The organism is Pseudomonas sp. nanlin1, assembly GCF_045571515.1.
Lineage (GTDB): Bacteria > Pseudomonadota > Gammaproteobacteria > Pseudomonadales > Pseudomonadaceae > Aquipseudomonas.
Window position 1 is genome coordinate 1227160 of sequence record NZ_CP124218.1, and the last position, 18003, is coordinate 1245162.

Below are 18003 nucleotides of genomic sequence, written 5' to 3' on the forward strand. Positions count from 1 at the left end.
GCGCAGGGCCGGTGGCGGCGTATTGGAGTCGGTCACAGTAGGCCTGGGGCAGTCAGAAGGGGAAGCCCCAGTCTACTCGATAGCTTGCTATCAGTTCTATTCGATCTTCTCGTACGGCAAGCCGACATAATTTTCCGCGATGGTCCGGCGTCCGGCTTCAGAGCCGACGAAATAGTCCAGCTCGGCCTGCTGGATGCGCTGGCTGAACGGGTCGGCGTCGGGAAAACGGTGCAGTACCGAGGTCATCCACCAGGAAAACCGTTCGGCTTTCCAAACCCGACGCAGGCACACCTCTGAATAACGCTCCAGCAGCTCGCTACGACCATTTTGGTAGGTTTCGCAGAGTAGGTCGAACAGGGTGCTGACATCGCTGGCCGCCAGGTTCAAGCCCTTGGCGCCGGTGGGCGGGACAATGTGGGCTGCATCGCCGACCAGAAACAGCCGGCCATACTGCATGGGTTCGACGACAAAACTGCGCAGTGGGGCAATGCTCTTTTCTATGGACGGGCCAGTGACCAAACGGCTTGCCAGGTCCTCGGGCAGGCGCAATTTAAGTTCGTCCCAAAAGCGCTCATCGGACCAGTCGGCGACCTGCTCATTGGCATCGACCTGCACGTAATAACGGGTGCGGGTGGCCGAGCGCATGCTGCACAGGGCGAAGCCGCGAGGGTGGCTGGCGTACACCAATTCTTCGTTCACCGGAGGCGTGTCAGCCAGCACCCCCAGCCAGCCGAACGGGTAGACCCGTTCGAAAATTTTCAGTGCCTCAGCGGGAATTGCCTGGCGGGCGATGCCGTGGAAACCGTCACAACCGGCGATGTAGTCGCAGTCCAGGCGCTGGACCTGGCCGTCCAGTTCGTAGGTGAGGTAGGGGGCGCTGGTTTTCAGATCATGGGGCTGCACCTCGTTGGCGCCATAAACCGTGAGCGCGCCTGCTTGTTCGCGGGCGGCCATCAGGTCACGGGTGACTTCGGTCTGGCCGTAGACGGTCACGGTGCGGCCGCCGCTCAGGGCCTTGAGGTCAATGCGCGCGCGCTGGCCATTGAGCGCCAGTTCGAAACCCTCATGGACCAGGCCTTCAGCCTCCATCCGCTGATGCACATTGGCTTTGCGCAGCAGTTCAACCATGCCGTGTTCCAAGACGCCCGCGCGGATGCGGCTGAGGACGTAGTCGGGGCTCTGGCGTTCCAGAATGACGTTGGTGATACCGGCGTTGTGCAGCAATTGGCCGAGTAATAGGCCAGAGGGGCCCGCGCCGATGATAGCGACTTGAGTCTTCATTGTTGTGGTCCCAGTGCAAGCTTCATGCAGGCGCTGCCGTGCATTGAAGGGGGGTTCTTATGAGTTGAAGAGTCTGTATTTTTCGCTTGTGCCTGCGCCATTGAAAGGGGATAAAAGCGCATTCACCGGTACTTTTCGCCAATTTGGGCGATTATCGTACAGCCCAGGAGTTTGCCCCGTGTCCCGCCACGCCGAGCCCTCGATTCCGGTATTCAAACTCTACGGGGGTCAGCAAGAGTGGCCCAATCTCGACCTGCTGCATTGCGAAACCATTTCCCAGCGCAGTCGCTTGCACCATTGGGACATTCAGCCGCATCGGCATGCCGACTTGTACCAACTGTTGTACGTGCACCGCGGGCAGGCCCTGATCGACGTCGAAGGGCGTCGGCAGACCCTGGTGCAGCCGGGGGTGCAGTGGGTGCCGCCGCTGTTCGTGCATGGTTTTCAATTTTCCGAACAGGTCGAGGGCTACGTGCTGACCCTGGCAGCGCCTTTGGTCGGGCAGTTGCAGGCGCACTGGGGCCCCACGGCGAATGCCTTGGCCGCCCCGGCGTTGTGCCTGGCGGGCCGCGAGCGTGGTCATTTATTTCGCTTGTTTTCCATGCTGCAGCAGGAGTACCTGGGCACGCAGCCGGGCCGCGAAGAGTTACTGCGCTCGCTGGTGGGGGTGGCCATGGCGTGGCTCAATCGGCAGGTTCAACAGCGTCGCGCGGCAAACCAGCCGGCCGAGCGGGGCCATGATTATTTCGCCCGCTACACGCGTTTGGTCGAAGCCCACTACCGGCAACATTGGAGCGTTGAACGGCTGGCCCATCAGGTGGGTATTTCAGTCGCACACCTGAACAGCGTGTGCCGACAATCGGCGGGGCAGACTGCTCTGCAGTTGCTGCATCAGCGCTTGTTGCTGGAGGCCAAGCGCAACCTTATTTACACCAGCATGAGCGTCACCCAGCTGGCCGAAAGCCTTGGTTTCAGCGACCCGGCCTACTTTGCCCGGTTCTTTCGGCGCCTGGCCGGTACTACACCCCGCGAATTCCGCCAGGCACAGCCCCAGGGGTTAGCGGAGCCAGTCGAAGGACGCATTGTGGGGCAGGCATAAAGCGGAGCTGCACTCGGGGTCCAGCCTGGGCAGGCTGCGCGATTGTTCGGCGCGGTAGGCAGCGGTGGCGTACAACACGATGGCCACTAACAGCAGGCCACCCATCATGCACCTTGTTTTTGTTTTAGTGCGCATTGTTCAGACCTCCAACCGGTGGATAAAGGCTCTGTACAAAGCATAGTCCAGCCTAACCGCCGCTGCGGGCTTTTTGGCCCGCTGACCTCAGCCGCGTAGGCGGGCCAGGTCCCGGCGTGGCGGTGCACCGAACAACCGGCTGTACTCGCGGCTAAATTGCGAGGGGCTTTCATAGCCGACTCGATAGGCGGCGGCCGAGGCGTCCAGGTTTTCGCTGAGCATCAGCCGCCGGGCCTCCTGCAGGCGCAGCTGTTTTTGGTATTGCAATGGGCTCATGGAGGTCATGGCCTTGAAGCGATGGTGCAGGGTCGACACGCTGAGGTTCACCTCGCGCGCCAGCTCTTCGATGCGCAGTGGTTGTTCGAAGCGTTCGTTGATCCACTGCACCGCCTGGCTCACGCGATGAGTCTGGCTGTTCGCCATGGCTATTTCATACAGGCGATGGCCCTGTTGCCCACGCATCAGCCGGTACAGGATTTCCCGGCGCATCTGCGCCGCGAGCATGGCGATGTCGCGGGGGGCGTCCAGCAGGTTGGCCAGGCGCAGTACGGCGTCGAGCAATACCGTGTCCATGTTTTCTACGTACAAACCACGCCCGCTTGGCCGGGCGGGCACTCCGATGGGGCCGGCCTCGGCGATCAAGCTGTTGACCTCAGCGGGGTCGATGTCCAGCCGCAGCGCTAGGCTGGGGTCGCCGCTGCAGGCATCCAGCAAGCGCCCGCTGATCGGCATGGCCACCGACACCACCATGTAGTTCAGCGGATCGTATTGGTAGGTCTCGTCGCCCAAGCGCACGCTCTTACTGCCATGGGCCATGATGCACAGTGCCGGTTGCGCCAGGGCGGGCAACGATTCCGCGCAGTGGTCGTAGCGGTGCAGGTGCAAGCCCTTGATCGAGGTTTCGACGTTGCCCAGGGTGGGTGTGTGCCGACGGATCAAGTCCGCCAGCGCCACGCGCTGGCACTCTAACTCTGGGGTCAAACGCTCGGGTGGGCGCATGGACGAACTCCTCGCTCAATTCATCGGGCCTAGCCTAAGATCGGGCAAGCTTTTCAGGATAGACGATTGCTGCCAAATGATTGCCTAATCCTGCCATAAGCACCGTTGCAGAGCGCATTCGCGCATTGCCAGCTTGCCTGACGGCTAACCCCAAGCCTGGGCCGAATCACTGGCGCCAGGTTCGATGGGGCAGAATCAGGCAAGCCTACAGCAGTAATCGACTACCCCACGCTGGCGCTCGCCCCGTACCTTGGTCAGGGTCAACGTCGTGTTTGTATAAGAAAGGAGTCAGCCAATGGACGATCGAACCACAGTAAGCCATAGCGCTTTCATTCAAGCCCGCCAGGGGTATTCCGCCGACCTCGGTGGTTGCCTCTCACGGCTACTGGCACCCTCGCGGGCCATGGCCGGCTGCCTGTACTTTTCAGTGCAGCGTTCGCAATGCGACGAACACCTGTGGCAAGTCGCCGGCTTCTGGCGCGACCAGGCCGCCATGGACGCCTGGCTGGCGTCCGAAGCGATGCAGGTCTTCAGCGATGTGGTGCAGTACCACATGATCAGCAGCGTCGACCTGCACACCTTCCGCGCTGCCAACGCGGCAGTGGCGTAAACTACGCGGCTTTCCAGTAGGGCTTAGGAGCCGAGCATGGCACGCAGGTTGTTTGCAGCATACGAAGCGGTGAGTGCAGTCGTACCGGGCGAGGGCGGTTATAGCGCCGCCATCGCCGTCAAAGCCCTGGTCGACGGTGGCGCGCCGCAGTTCCATAAGGTCCTGCCAGGGCAGACGTTCAGCACGGCTAGCGACGCCGATGAGGCTGCTGAAAGGGTGCTGGCCGAATTGGCCGATGTGGGCAGCGAAGGCCAACTGGTGTTCTGACCTTGCCCTGTTGTCAGCCTTTGGGCCGGTGCATTTGAAACAGTGCCTCAGGGCTGATTTCGAAATAATCCGCCGGGCCGCCGCCACGCAGAATAGGCTGCGCGGCGGCGGTGTCGTAGACGCCTTCCTTGAGCAAATGGCGGGCAATGTGCACCGCTACCACCTCACCGAGCACCAGCCAGGTAGGCACCGCCTTTTGGTCCGCGCCGTGCAACTGCACGATCTGGGTCACCTTGCATTCGAACGACACAGGGCTTTGCAATACCCGCGGCACGCTGATCAGCCGTGACGCCACAGGGGTCATGCCGCTCAAGGCAAACTCGTCGACCTCGGGGCCCACGGCGGCGCAGCTTTGGTTCATCTGCTCGGCCAGTGGCCGGGTCGCCAGGTTCCAGACGAACTCGCCGGTCTGTTCGATATTGTTCAGGCTGTCTTTGCGCCCGACGCTGCTGAAACCGATGATTGGCGGGATGTAATTGAAGGCGTTGAAGAAACTGTAGGGCGCCAGATTCAGGCGGCCTTGGGTGTCATGCGAGGAGATCCAGCCAATGGGCCGAGGGCCAACGATGGCATTGAAGGGGTCGTGGGGCAGGCCGTGGCCATTGGCCGGTTCGTAGTAGTACATGTCATCGGGCATTCGCACATCCTCGGGCCAGGTAATTAGGCGCCCAGTGTGCTGGCGGATGACACGGCTGTCACCCGCCCCTGCAAATAAAACCGGCCCAGCTCGCCCCTCCGACGAGCTGGGCGTGGGTCAATCGGTCTCGATACGCGAGTGTTTGCGGGTATCTTTCATGAAGACATACACCATCAGGGAGCAGGCGATACAGGCGGTCACGTACCAGTAGTAGCCGGTTTCCATACCGATCTGCTTGAACCACAGCGCGATGAATTCAGCGGTGCCGCCGAAGATCGAGACCGTCAGCGCGTAAGGCAGGCCCACACCCAGCGCACGGATTTCGGTCGGAAACAGTTCGGCTTTGACCACCGCGTTGATCGAGGTATAGCCGCTGACAATGATCAGCGCCGCCATGATCAAGAAGAACGCCCCCCACCAGGTATCGATGGTGTGCAGGGTGGTCAGAATCGGCACCGTAAACACCGTTCCCAATACGCCGAAGGCAATCAGAATTGGCCGCCGGCCGATTTTATCGGACAGCGCACCGATCACCGGTTGCAAGCACATGAACAGGAACAGGGTCGCGGCCGAGATAGTGGTCGAGTCCGACTTGCTCATGCCAACCGTGTTCACCAGGTACTTCTGCATATACGTGGTGTAGGTGTAGAAGGCCAGGGTACCGCCCATGGTCAGGCCAACCACGGTGAGCAGCTCCTTGGGGTGGCGCATCAGGGTGCGCATCAGGCTTTCTTTAGGCGCTTCCTTTTTACGGGTAAACGACTCGGTCTCTTCCATGCCGCGGCGCAGGTACAAGGCGACCACCGCACACAACGCACCAATGATGAAAGGCACACGCCAGCCCCAGGCGACCAGCTCTTCTTCGGTCAGGGTCTGCTGCAGGATGATCAGCACGCCCAAAGCGATGAGCTGACCGGAAATCAAGGTGACGTACTGGAAGCTGGAGAAGAAGCCCCGGCGCTCCTTGGTCGCCATTTCGCTCAGGTAAGTGGCGGAAGTACCGTACTCGCCGCCCACTGACAGGCCTTGCAGCAAACGGGCGAATACCAGCAGCACCGGGGCGGCCACGCCGATGGTGTCGTAACCTGGGGTCAAGGCGATGATCAGCGAGCCGAAGCACATCAGCAGCACCGAGGCCATCAATGCTGCCTTGCGGCCCTTGCGGTCGGCATACAGGCCCATCAGCCAGCCGCCCAACGGACGCATCAGGAAGCCGACGGCGAAGATCGCTGCGGTGTTGAGTAACTGCGCGTTCAGGTTGCCTTTAGGGAAGAACACCTGGGCGAAGTACAGGGAAAAAGCGGCGTAGACGTACCAGTCGTACCACTCGACCATATTGCCGACCGAGCCACTGAAAATGGACTTGAGGCGGCTACGGGTGGTTTTTGGGGCAGCGGCGGAGGTACCGCCGCCGGGCAGGGTGTTGGCGTTATCCATGTCGGATCCTTCTAGTTGTTTTTGTAGGCCGCGTCTGGCGCAACCTTACAACCTCAATAGCAGGAGCCGTGCCAGGTACCACAGGCCGGTTTTAGAGGGGGGTAAGCGATTTCGGTAGGCAAAAAACCGCTTATGTATCCGTAAGAATAAGCGGTTTTTTGCCTGTTTCGGTGTATCAGCGGATCTTGAAACGAGCCATCAGCGCACTGACGCGGCTGTTAGCTTGCAGCAAGTCGCTGGTGTTGCGCTCGGTAGCATGGCTGCTGCTTAACAGTTCGTCGACCATGGCGCGGATCTGCACCATGCTGCGGTTGATCTCCTCGGTCACCGAGCGTTGCTGTTCGGCGGCCGTGGCGATCTGCGTGCTCAGGTTGTTGATCTGGCCAACTGAACCGGCCATTTCATCGAGCCCGGTATTGACCCGCGCCGTGGCATCGGCGGCCGACTGGCAGCTGGCCTGGGTACCTTCCATGGCCGCTACTGACGAACTGACCCCTTTGGTCAAGCGAGCCAGCATTTCGTTGATCTCGCTGGTGCTGCTCTGGGTGCGCGCGGCCAAAGCGCGCACCTCATCGGCGACCACGGCAAAGCCGCGACCTTGCTCGCCCGCACGGGCGGCCTCAATGGCGGCATTGAGTGCAAGCAGGTTGGTCTGGCCGGCGATTGCACCGATCACCCCAAGAATTTCCGTAATGCCCTGGGCGTCCTGCTGCATATGGCTGACGCTTTGGGTCGCACTGGCGACTTCGTCGATCAAGGCCACCACACTTTGGGTTGCCGCGCTGACGATCACCCGCGAGCGGTCGGCGTGTTCGTTGGCGCGCTGGGTGAACGAAGCTGTCTCGGCGGCATTGTGCGCCACCGCGTCGGCGGTGGAGCTCATTTCAGTGATGGCGGTGACTGTCTGATCGGTTTCTGAGGCATGCCGGGTCAGAATCTGGTTGGTATGGGCCGATGTGCGCTGCAGTTCATTCAGGCTGGAAGCCATGTCGCCGGTGGCGCTGTTGACCTCGCCAATCAGATTTTGCAGGTAGCCAATGAAGCCGTTGACCGAGTGACCAATGGCCCCCACTTCATCTTCGGCACGGATATTGATGCGGCGGGTCAGGTCAGCATCGCCGGCCGATAGGCTGTCGATGTTCTGTTTCAACGCTTTCAAACGTCTCACCAACGTGCCAATGGCCAGCAATTGCAGAACCGCGAGCAGCACGAGCAGAGGGATTTGCAGCAAGGCCAGCGTGCTCAGCACATCGTCGCGCTGGGCGGTAATGGCGCTGGTAGGCAAGGCGGTAGCCAGCCACCAGGGGGTGCCTGCGATAGGGCGCAGGAAGAAGGTGCTAGCGACACCCTGGTTATCGAATTCGCTGCGCAAGGCGCCTTTGCCCTGCTGGGCGAGACCGGCCTTGATCTGCGCGGCGAACGCGGATTCATCCGCCAGGTCGGCGATATTTTTCAGCACCACGGGTTGGTCGATATGGGTACTGTTGCTGATGATCTTGCCGTCGCCCTCGACGATCAGCATTTGCCCGCCAATGGTTTTTTCTTGGCTGGCTACCAGATCGTTGAAAAAGCCCAGGGTCACATCGATGGTGGCCACGCCATAGGCGGCTCCGTCACGCTGGATCGCCATGGCACAGTTGGTCCGAGGTTCCTGGCTTGCGTCATCCTTGTAGGCGGCAGCCCAGGCACACTGGCCGCGGGGTGTGGCCATGCCACCCTTGTACCAGCTCTGATCGTAGTAGTTTGGCGCCTCGGCACTGTTCCAGAACGTGTTGACGGTCAACTGGCCCGCCGCGTTGCGATGCCAAAACGTGCTGTGTTTATTGCGCCCTGGGGTGCGCTGGTTCGGCAGTGGCCAGATCCCGCCCCCAAAAACCTTCAGCTCGCCGTATTGATCCACCAGCCCCGGTAACACCTTGTCGATGGCGTCGCTGTCTAGCAGGGGGATGGTCTGGGTGATGCTGCGCTGCTGTGCCTGGACCTTGTTCAGCTCGTTCTGAATTTGTTTGGCCACTTCGTCGATTCTGTTCAGCACCACCTGTTCTTCCGTAGCCCGTAACTTGGGCGCCACCAGTTGGCTGATACCCACCGCGGTCAGCACCAGCAGGAGCAGCATGGAAAAGATCAGGGCAAAGGTATAGCGGGCTTGAATAGTTCGCAGCATGGCGAGGGCCTTATGGGGATCGTTCTAGGTTTTGTTATGAGCTATCTGCGACATATCGCCGCAAACCCCCCAGGCTTTAGCTCGACCGGACCAACGGTCACCGTGGTCACTCGCCTTTAAGGAACACCTCGCGCAGCAAGCCATGGCGCTGCATTTTTTCGTTGAGGGTACGCCGCGGTAATTGCAGCTCGTGCAGGACCGCTTTGATATCCCCATGATGGCGTGCCAAGGCGGCGCGCAGGCAGTGGGCCTCGAAGCTCTCCTGTTGCGCCGCCAGCGACTGGCCAGAGACGGGTGGCAGGCTCTGCGCCGGGTCTGCCAGGCCCATGGCGTGGCGCTCGGCCGCGTTGGCCAGCTCGCGCACGTTACCTGGCCAATCATGGCTCAATAGCTGGCCCAACTGTGCGCCGGTCAGCGCCGCCGCGCTGCGGCCCAGGCGCTGGGCGCAGGCGTGGGCCAGGTGCTCGAATAACAGGGGGATGTCTTCGCGCCGTTCGCGCAGGGCCGGTAGGCGCAACTGGGCGACGTTCAGGCGGTACGCCAGGTCCTCGCGAAAGCGCCCGGCACGGGCTTCGTCGAGCAGGTCGGGCTTGGTGGCGGCGACAATCCGTACGTCGACCGCGATGCTGCGGTTAGACCCCAGGCGCTCTAGGGTTTGTTCCTGCAACACCCGCAGCAGCTTGGCTTGCTGGGCCAGGGGCATGCTTTCTATTTCGTCGAGAAACAGCGTGCCGCCGTGGGCGTATTCAAGCTTGCCGATGCGTTTGCCCTGGGCGCCGGTGAAGGCGCCACTTTCATGGCCGAACAATTCCGCTTCGAAAAGCTGCTCCGGGATCGCCGCGCAATTGAGGGCGACAAAGGCTTTGTCAGCCCTGGGGCCGAAATCGTGCAGACAACGCGCGACCAGCTCCTTGCCGCTGCCGGTCTCACCGCGGATCACCACATTGACCGGCAGTGCGGCGAGGTCCAGCACCTGCCGGCGCAGCTGTTGCAGGCCGCTGGAAACCCCGAGCAAGCGCCCCTCGAGTTCATCGCGGTGGCCCTCACGTTCCTGCAGTCGACGGTTTTCCAGTACCAGTTGGCGCTTATCCAAAGCGCGCCGCAGACTGGCCAACAGGGCTTCGGGGCTGAAGGGTTTTTCCAGAAAATCGTAAGCGCCATCGCGCATGGCCTGCACCGCCATGGGCACGTCGCCATGGCCGGTGAGCAGGATCACCGGCAGTTCCGCGTCGCGGGCCTGTAGCGCTTGCAGCAGGCCCATGCCGTCCATACCGGGCATGCGCACATCGGTAATGACCACCCCAGGGAAATGCCCTGGCAGATGCGCCAGGCAGTCCTGCGCCCGGGCAAACAGTTGCACGTCGAAGCCCGCCAGATTCAGCCACTGCTCGACGGCACCGCGAATACTGGCTTCATCATCGACCACAATCACCGAATTGAGCATGGGTCAGGGCGCCTCGGCCGCCGGGAGGGAAAGGGTGAATACTGCGCCGTTGGGCAGGTTGCTGGCGAGCAACTGGCCGTGCAGCTCTTCGACAATGGCGCGCGAGACCGCCAGGCCCAAGCCTAGCCCCTCGCCGACCGGCTTAGTGGTAAAGAATGGATCGAATATCGCGTCGAGGTCGGCGGCGGCGATACCGCTGCCGTTGTCGGTCACGCTCAACTGCCAGGTGTTGGCGTCGCGTACGGTGCTGATACGCAGGCGGCGCGTCGCCTGGCCGGCCATGGCGTCCAGGGCGTTGTGCAACAGGTTGATCAGCACCTGTTCCAGGCGGATTGCATCACCGCTGACCCAGGCAGGGCGCGCCAGTTGCAAGTCCACTTGCACGTGCTCGGCGCGCAGCCGCGGTTCCAGCAACTGCAACGCCTGCTCCACCACCAACGCCAGGTCCAAACGCTCGCGCAGCCCCCCCGGGCTTTTGCGAGCAAAGGTTTTCAGGTGGCCAGTGAGCGCTGCCATGCGCGTCAAGAGCTGCTCTAACGGGTCAAGGGCCCGGTGCGCTTCGTCGACCCTGCCTTGGCCGAGTAGCAGGCGTAGGCTGGCAAGGTGCATGCGCTGCGCGGTCAGGGGCTGGTTGATCTCGTGGGCGAGGGCGGCGGACATCTGCCCCAGGGCCGCCAACTTGGCCGCTTGCACCAGGCCATCTTGGGCGGTGCGCAAGTCGCGGGTGCGGGCTTCGACCAGTTGCTCCAGTTCTTCCCGGCTACGCCGACGCACCCGCGCCAACCGCCAGCGCTGGTTGAGAAACAACGCCAGAAACATCAGCGTCAACCACAGCCCCGCTGCCGCCAGGCCGGCGTACAGGGCATCGTCCTGGGCCAGGGTTGGCGTGCGCAACAAGTGCAAGGTCCAGCCGTTGTCCTGCAACGCCAGTGATTCCCACAGGTAGCGCTGCGGCCCGTCAAGGGTCTGGACTTCCACTAAATGGCTGTTGTCGCCGAATGGACGCAGGCGCTGGTAGGCCAGGGGGGTGAGCGGCTGTTTGTCGTACTGGCGGGTGATGCTCAGTTGCTCGAGGTCGGCGAGGTTCAGTTCGCGCAAGGCGCGGTAGCGCCAGCCGGGCCGGTTGGCAATGAACACGATGCCCCGCGCATCGCTGACCAATAACAGGTCCTCGCCCTGGCGCCATTGCTGCTCTAACTGCGGCAGCTCCAGCTTGACCACCAGCGCCCCGAGAAAGCGCCCTGCGGCATCGTTGACCGCGCTGGAGAGAAAGTACCCAGGGACACCGCTGGTCACGCCCACCGCGTAAAAACTGCCACTGCCATGGGCCAGTGGCTGCTGAAAGTAGGGCCGGAATGCGTAATTGTGGCCCACGTAGCTGGTGTCTTCCCGCCAGTTGCTGGCGGCCACGGCCTGGCCTTCGCGGTCCAGCAGTTGCAGGGTCGAGGAGCGCGCGGCGTCATTGATGCGTTCAAGCTTGCGGTTGAGTGCCGCCTGGGTGGCGGTCGTGAGCGGCGCTGCCAGGCCGGCGACCAGTTGCGGGTCGAGCGCGAGCACGGCGGGCAGGGCGCGGTAGCGTTCGATCAGGGTGTTCAGCGAATTGGCGTATACGCTTAGGGGCTGATGGAGGCGGGCGGCTTCGTCGGCCAGGCCCAGGCGCTCAGCATGACGCATGGCCGTGTGCGCACAGAGCAGTGCGCCGCCAACGATCAGCAGGGTGATGAGCAGTTGCCGTAGGCGCATGCAGGTCTCGAGGGGGATGAGCAGGTCGGGGGCGAGCTTATCGCCCCCTGGCGGCTCTCGCTACGAGGGCTTTATAACAATTCGAAACTTTGCTCTTTGACTGCTTGGGAATCCAGGCCGACCTGCACCTTGAACTCGCCCGGCTCGGCCACGGCCTTCAATTGGGCGTTGAAAAACTTAAGTTCGTTCTCGCCGATGTCGAAGGTCACGGTTTGTTCTTCACCCGGCGCCAACATCAGTTTGCGGAAGTTCTTCAACTCCTTGACCGGCCGCGCCAGCGAGGCGGCGACGTCGCGGATATACAGCTGCACCACGGTTTCACCCGCGCGCTGCCCGGTATTTTTCACGCGGATACTGGCCTGCAGCTTAGCGCCCTTTTTCAAGGTAGTGCTGGACAGGCTCAGGTCGGACAGGCTGAAGTCGGTGTAGCTCAAGCCAAAGCCAAAGGGAAACAGCGGGCTGTTTTCTTCATCGAAATACTGCGAGCGATAATCCGTCGGTTCCCCTGGCACTACTGGGCGGCCGACGCTCAAGTGGTTGTAGTAGCTGGGGATCTGCCCAACCGAGCGCGGGAAGGTCACCGGTAGCTTGCCGGAGGGGTTGTAGTCGCCGAACAGCACGTCGGCGATCGCATTGCCGCCTTCGGTGCCCGAGAACCAGGTTTCCAACACCGCGTCTGACCCCGCGAGCTCTTTGGCGATGGTGAGCGGGCGGCCGTTCATTAGTACCAAAACGATCGGCTTGCCAGTGGCCTTGAGCGCGTCGAACAGCGCGCGCTGAGGCTCAGGGATGTTTAAGTTGGTGCGGCTGGCCGACTCATGGGACATGCCCCGCGCTTCACCCAGCGCTGCCACGATAACGTCGGCCTTGCCCGCGGCGGCGACGGCTTCGTCGATCATCTGCTGGGGCGTACGCGGGTCGATCTCGACCTCTTCGCGGTCGCCACCCAGGTTAGCCAGAAAATGCAGGATCTGCGGGTTATCCGTGACGTTCGCGCCCTTGGCATACAGCACCTGCGCCTTGTCGCCCAGAGCGTTGTTGAGCCCGGCGCGCAAGGTGACCGCCTGGCCCGACCGAGCCGCTGCCGACCAACTGCCGAGCATGTCGATCGGCGCATCGGCCAGGGGCCCGACCAGGGCGATCGTGCCCTGTTTTTTCAGCGGTAGGGTCTGGTTCTGATTTTTCAGCAAGACCAATGTCTTGCGCGCCACTTCCCGGGCCGGCGCACGGCTGAGACGTTCTTCAGCGTAGGTGTCGGCGGGGTCATCGGCAGCCTGGCCAATACGCCGGTAGGGGTCGGCGAACAGGCCTAGGTCGTACTTGGCCCCGAGGATCTCGCGCACGGCGTTGTCGAGGTCGCGTTGCGACACTTCGCCGCTTTTCAGCAGGCCGGGCAGCTCTTTGCCGTAGACCTTGTCATTCATGCTCATGTCGATGCCAGCCTTGATCGCCAGCTTGGCCGCCTCGCGCCCGTCCTTGGCCACACCGTGGCGGATCAGCTCCAGCACGGCGCCGTGGTCGCTGACGGTCACGCCCTTGAAGCCCCAGTCTTTGCGCAGCAGGTCTTGCATCAGCCAGGTATTGGAGGTGGCGGGTACGCCGTTGATCGAGTTCAGGGCAATCATGACGCCCCCGGCGCCAGCGTCCACTGCGGCGCGATAGGGCGGCAGGTAGTCCTGGTACATGCGGGTCATGCTCATGTCGACCACGTTGTAGTCGCGACCGCCTTCCACCGCGCCGTAGACGGCGAAGTGCTTCATGGTCGCCATGATTTTGTCCTTGGCGGCGAGGTCTTTACCTTGCAGGTTTTCCACCATCACCGTGGCGATGCGCGAGACCAGGTACGGGTCTTCACCGAAACCCTCGCTGGTGCGGCCCCAACGCGGGTCGCGGGACACGTCGACCATGGGCCCGAAGGTCATGTCCAAGCTGTCGGAGGCGGCTTCGGCGGCGGCGACGCGGGCGCTGGTGGCGATCGCGGCCATGTCCCAGCTGGCGGCCAGGCCCAGGCTGATGGGGAATGCCGTGCGGTGGCCGTGGATTACGTCAAAGGCGAAAAACACCGGGATTTTCAGGCGGCTGCGTTTCACGGCGGCGTCTTGCATCGGGCGGTTTTCGGCACGGATCACCGAATTGAAAGTGCCGCCGATGCGCCCGGCGGCCATTTCGTCCTGGATCTGCTCATGGGTCATTTCTGGGCCGATGCTGATCAGGCGCAATTGGCCGATCTTTTCTTCCACGGTCATGCGCTTCATCAAATCACTGATAAAGGCCGCCTTGGTTTGCGCAGTAGTTGACTTGACGTCGGCAGCCAGCGCCGGTTGGAAGGCCAGGCCCACGACCAGGCCCAGTAGACACAGCTTGTTCATGTATTGGTTCTCTGGGCGGCCAATGCAGGCAGTACCTGCACGGCATCCAAAATGACGAAATTGATTTTGTCTAATGCCCGCACCTTTTAACGTATCGAGCCACGGCAATCCAGCGATGCGAAGGTTTTTATGGCCTTCTGATGCAGATCTTGCATCGGCCATTCACCGGCATTCTTGACGAAAAAATCCCGCCAGCGGCCGCTCAAGCCTAAAATGCTCGGCTATCGATGCCTTCGCGAAGTTTGAGACCCTTGCCATGCCTGTTACTGCCGTATCCCCGCCGCCAGACGCCCGCGCCGAGTTTCTCCAAGCGCTCGCCACCAGCTTGCAGCACAATGCCTTCGTCAAGCTGGTGTTGGCCAAGCCAGTGAGCGCTGCGCAGCAGTTGCAGAAAGTCATCGTGCACAGCGTTAGCATCAAAGGGCAGGCCTGCTTGTCGTTCGTCTACCGCTACCCTACCCGCGATATCACCAAGAACCTTGAGCTGGCGCAGGGCCTGGCGGCGATTGGCGAAGGCTTGCCCGCGGACTTTCGCAATGCCCACCTGCTGACCCTGAACGACGAGCTGCAACTGGAATTCAGCAAAAAGGCCAAGGCCAGCCTGCACCGCAACCAGGCCAAGGCCGCCCGGGTGGCGCCAGTGGGTGGGCATGACCGGGAAAAGAAACGCTACCTGGAATTGAGTCGGCCGTTTCTGCGTGACCTGGGCGTGACCGATGCGCGGCAGGCGCTGATCCCGGCAATGTCGCGCAAATGGAAGCAAATCAATAAATTTATCGAGGTGTTTTCCCACGCCTTTAGTGCCTCACCGATCCCCGCGGGCGATGCGGTGCGGGTCGCCGATTTCGGCTCCGGCAAGGGCTACCTGACTTTCGCTATTCACGATTACCTGGCCAATACCCTGGGGCGCGAGGCCCAGGTCACCGGCGTGGAGTTGCGTGAAGAGTTGGTCAGTTTGTGCAACAGCGCGGCCGGGCGTCTGGAGCAGGGCGGGCTGAAGTTCGAGTGCGGTGATGTGCGTACGGTGGTGCCCAGCGCGATTGACGTGATGATCGCCCTGCATGCCTGCGACATTGCCACCGATTACGCCATTCATACCGGGATCCGTTGCGGCGCAGCCATCATCATGTGCTCGCCTTGCTGCCACAAACAGATCCGCCCGCAAATGCAAACTCCGGCATTGCTCAAACCCATGCTGCAGTACGGCCTGCATTTGGGGCAGCAGGCGGAGATGGTCACCGACAGCCTGCGCGCGCTGTACCTGGAAGCCTGTGGTTACGACACCAAAGTGTTCGAGTTCATTTCCTTAGAGCACACCAACAAGAACAAGATGATCCTCGCGGTTAAACGGGCCGAGGCCCCGGCGCCCGAGGCGTTGCTGGCGAAAATCCAGGCATTGAAGGCGTTCTACGGGGTGCAGGAACACTGCCTGGAGACCCTTCTGCGCGGCGACCACTTGCTGCCCGCCTAACGCCGCTTGCCGTTCGCCACGCCCAGCTCTGGCCGGCCCAAGGGGTGGCTGGTGGCGTCGAAAAACTGCAACTGGGTTTCGCTGCCCTCGAACAGCTGGCTGTAACGGGCTTTCTGGCTGATGACCCAGGCATCGCTCAACGGAAAGATGGAGATCGCCAGGCGGGTGAGGCGAGCTTCGCGCAGGGCCTGGACGATGTGCAGGTCTTGCGTCCCCAACTGATGGCCGAACAGGCACATCGCACCCTCGTGTCGGCTCAATTGGGCGTTGCACCAGCTCAAGTAATCCGAGGCGCGGATCGTGCGCTGTTTTTCTTCGCTGGGCCCCTCGTTGACGAACAGCGGCACGTCGCCCGGTGTGTTGATGGCAAAACCGTCGAGCAGGCTGCTGCCTACCGCGCTGCGCATCCGCGTGGTGCCGGTGTTGTCGTGGACCAAGTGCAGCGCGCCGTGCAGGTAAAGCACGCGGCTGGCGGGGCTGCGGGTGTTGCGCAGGTCGAACGCCAGGTCGTCGCGCACCAATTCGTCGAACCCGTCAGGGTTGGCCTGCACGGCCCAGTGCAGCAACAAGTCGTAGTTAGTCGAGTAAATCGTCGTATAGGGCGCCAACGCCTGGTTGATTGCCTGCAAGTGGCTGCCGGGCAGGCGTTCCCAAGGGATGTGCACACTGCGCATGGCGTGTATCAGTGCTTCCTTGATGGAGTAATAGCGGTTAAGCGGCGCGGTCGAGCTGATCGCCAATGCCGCGTTCACCCGCACCGCTGCGTTCAGGTCGCTCAACACGCGGACAAAGCTCTGCGTGCCCAGGGACTTGAACAGCGCCAGGTCGGTCAGCCCCAAGGGGCGATTAGCCACACTGCGGGCCGTTTCAAACAGCGAGTCATAGGCAAAGTTGCGCCATACCGCACGGCTGGCGCCGTTACCCAGCAACAGGCCGGAGAATCCGCCGGGTTCGTGGAGGGCCGGCCAGTCGGCGAGCGTGGCATCGAAAGCTTGGGTTTTCATGGTGTCTCGGCTTGCTGGTGAATCTGGAAAAGCGGCGACTCTATCACGGGTCATGCCCCTGTCATCCGTAGACCCGACTATGCTGGGCTTTCCCCGCTGATTCTAGAAGGAGCACGCATGTTGGCAAATTGGAGCAAAACCCTGTGCATGGGCGCGTTGTTGATCGGCGCAATGGGCGCCAACGCGCAAACCCCCAACCCACAAGCCTTGGCTAAACAGGCCGGCATCCCCTGGCCGGCGGTGATCGCCCACCGAGGCGCTTCGTTCGATGCCCCGGAATCAACGGCGCCCGCTTATAAACTGGCGCGCGATTTGGGCGCCGACTACCTGGAACTGGACCTGCAGCGCACCCGGGATGGGGTCTTGATTGCGGTGCACGACGACACGCTGCTGCGCACCAGTGACATCGCCGCTCGGTTTCCCGAGCGTAAAGACAAGCCCGTCAGTGATTTCACCCTGGCCGAACTGGAAAGCCTCGACGCCGGCACCTGGTTCAACCAGGCCCACCCGGAGCGCGCGCGTAAGACCTACGCCGGCCTGCAGATCCTGACCCTGGACGAAGTACTGGACATTGCCGAAGGCAACCCGGCACACAAGCCAGGGCTGTACATCGAAACCAAAGTGCCTAAGCAGTTCCCCGGTATCGAGCAAGACCTGCAGCGCAAACTGAGCGAGCGCGGCTGGCTGGACGGTAAGCACAAGGTGGTCCTGCAGACCTTCGAGGCCGACAGCCTGGCTTTGCTCGACAAGGTCATGCCCAGCGTGCCCAAGGTGTTGTTGCTATGGGTCGGCGAAGGCAGTATCGAGCCAAAAACCAAGGGCACCTTCGCCGCCTCGGGTGAAACCGACAAAGCCGCCTGGTACGCCAAGCAGCAACCCAAGGACCGCGCCGAATTCGCGCGCTGGCTCGACATTGCCAAAACCCGTGGTGCCGTGGGCACTGGCCCATCGGCGGCGCTGACGGCCGGCGGGGATCAAAGCTACATGGACCTGGTGCAACCGTGGATGAACCAGCTGACCCACGAAAAAGGCCTGTTGGTGCATGTTTATACGGTGGACGATGCGGTCGACTTCAAAAAAGTCATGGACGCCGGCGTGGACGGTATTTTCACCAACCGCTCGGCCGAGTTGCTCAAGTACTACCAGCGCCCGGCTAAGCAATCGATCGATGCGCTGTTGAAAGCGCAGGGCTATTGAGCATTTGAGAAGCGCTATGGGGGCCCGGCCGCTGTGCGGTCTGGGCCACCGGCACAACTTTGGGATATTTATTTCAAGGCCACTGCATCCAGACGCGATTCTGGCGGGTAGTACTTATAACAGCGCTTACGCTGTCATGCCGATGA

14 protein-coding genes are annotated in these 18003 nt (G+C 61.9%); 5 read left to right on the plus strand and 9 right to left on the minus strand.

Translation table 11 applies throughout. The features are described from left to right. Positions 1-96 precede the first annotated feature (96 nt). On the minus strand, positions 97-1281 hold the full coding sequence (pobA, locus tag QCL65_RS05720) for a 4-hydroxybenzoate 3-monooxygenase (RefSeq protein WP_407315323.1): 1185 nt from the start codon (positions 1279-1281) through the stop codon (positions 97-99). Between the two features lie 178 nt (positions 1282-1459). Between pobA and QCL65_RS05725 the strand changes: the two genes are divergently transcribed. Beyond that, positions 1460-2380 (plus strand): helix-turn-helix domain-containing protein, encoded by a 921-nt coding sequence (locus QCL65_RS05725; RefSeq protein WP_407315324.1) that lies wholly within the window; start codon positions 1460-1462, stop codon positions 2378-2380. A gap of 222 nt (positions 2381-2602) precedes the next feature. On the opposite strand, the gene QCL65_RS05730 is transcribed toward QCL65_RS05725, so the two are convergent. Next, entirely contained in the window at positions 2603-3514 is a 912-nt protein-coding gene (locus QCL65_RS05730; protein ID WP_407315325.1) for an AraC family transcriptional regulator N-terminal domain-containing protein, read from the minus strand. 295 nt (positions 3515-3809) lie between these two features. Here QCL65_RS05730 and QCL65_RS05735 point away from each other — a divergent pair, with 295 nt between their 5' ends. Further along, positions 3810-4124: a putative quinol monooxygenase gene (locus tag QCL65_RS05735; RefSeq protein WP_407315326.1), complete on the plus strand. Its 315-nt coding sequence runs from the start codon at positions 3810-3812 to the stop codon at positions 4122-4124. A gap of 36 nt (positions 4125-4160) precedes the next feature. Continuing rightward, positions 4161-4391 carry a hypothetical protein gene (locus QCL65_RS05740; protein ID WP_407315327.1) on the plus strand — a complete coding sequence of 77 codons (231 nt, stop codon included), beginning with the start codon at positions 4161-4163 and terminating at the stop codon, positions 4389-4391. A gap of 13 nt (positions 4392-4404) precedes the next feature. Here QCL65_RS05740 and QCL65_RS05745 read toward each other — a convergent pair whose 3' ends face one another. The 6 genes from QCL65_RS05745 to bglX all read right to left on the minus strand — a co-directional run bounded on the left by QCL65_RS05745 (position 4405) and on the right by bglX (position 14185). Then, the gene (locus QCL65_RS05745) at positions 4405-5028 is read right to left on the minus strand and encodes a flavin reductase family protein (protein WP_407315329.1); all 624 of its coding nucleotides are present in this window, start codon (positions 5026-5028) and stop codon (positions 4405-4407) included. Between the two features lie 117 nt (positions 5029-5145). Further along, a complete protein-coding gene (locus tag QCL65_RS05750; protein WP_407315330.1) occupies positions 5146-6465 on the minus strand; it encodes an MFS transporter in 1320 nt (439 codons plus the stop codon). A gap of 175 nt (positions 6466-6640) precedes the next feature. Then, positions 6641-8629: a methyl-accepting chemotaxis protein gene (locus QCL65_RS05755; protein WP_407315331.1), complete on the minus strand. Its 1989-nt coding sequence runs from the start codon at positions 8627-8629 to the stop codon at positions 6641-6643. Positions 8630-8735: 106 nt separating this feature from the next. After that, a complete protein-coding gene (locus tag QCL65_RS05760) occupies positions 8736-10073 on the minus strand; it encodes a sigma-54-dependent transcriptional regulator (RefSeq protein WP_407315332.1) in 1338 nt (445 codons plus the stop codon). 3 nt (positions 10074-10076) lie between these two features. Continuing rightward, positions 10077-11816 (minus strand): ATP-binding protein, encoded by a 1740-nt coding sequence (locus QCL65_RS05765; protein WP_407315333.1) that lies wholly within the window; start codon positions 11814-11816, stop codon positions 10077-10079. A 71-nt stretch (positions 11817-11887) separates the two neighbouring features. After that, on the minus strand, positions 11888-14185 hold the full coding sequence (gene bglX, locus QCL65_RS05770; protein WP_407315334.1) for a beta-glucosidase BglX: 2298 nt from the start codon (positions 14183-14185) through the stop codon (positions 11888-11890). Positions 14186-14441: 256 nt separating this feature from the next. Here bglX and QCL65_RS05775 point away from each other — a divergent pair, with 256 nt between their 5' ends. Beyond that, positions 14442-15656 carry a class I SAM-dependent methyltransferase gene (locus QCL65_RS05775; RefSeq protein ID WP_407315335.1) on the plus strand — a complete coding sequence of 405 codons (1215 nt, stop codon included), beginning with the start codon at positions 14442-14444 and terminating at the stop codon, positions 15654-15656. Here the strand turns inward: QCL65_RS05775 and QCL65_RS05780 are convergent. Next, on the minus strand, positions 15653-16660 hold the full coding sequence (locus QCL65_RS05780; protein ID WP_407315336.1) for a DUF4917 family protein: 1008 nt from the start codon (positions 16658-16660) through the stop codon (positions 15653-15655). The genes QCL65_RS05775 and QCL65_RS05780 overlap by 4 nt on opposite strands. Before the next feature lie 117 nt (positions 16661-16777). Here QCL65_RS05780 and QCL65_RS05785 point away from each other — a divergent pair, with 117 nt between their 5' ends. Continuing rightward, a complete protein-coding gene (locus tag QCL65_RS05785) occupies positions 16778-17857 on the plus strand; it encodes a glycerophosphodiester phosphodiesterase (protein WP_407315337.1) in 1080 nt (359 codons plus the stop codon). The last annotated feature ends 146 nt before the right edge of the window (positions 17858-18003 follow it).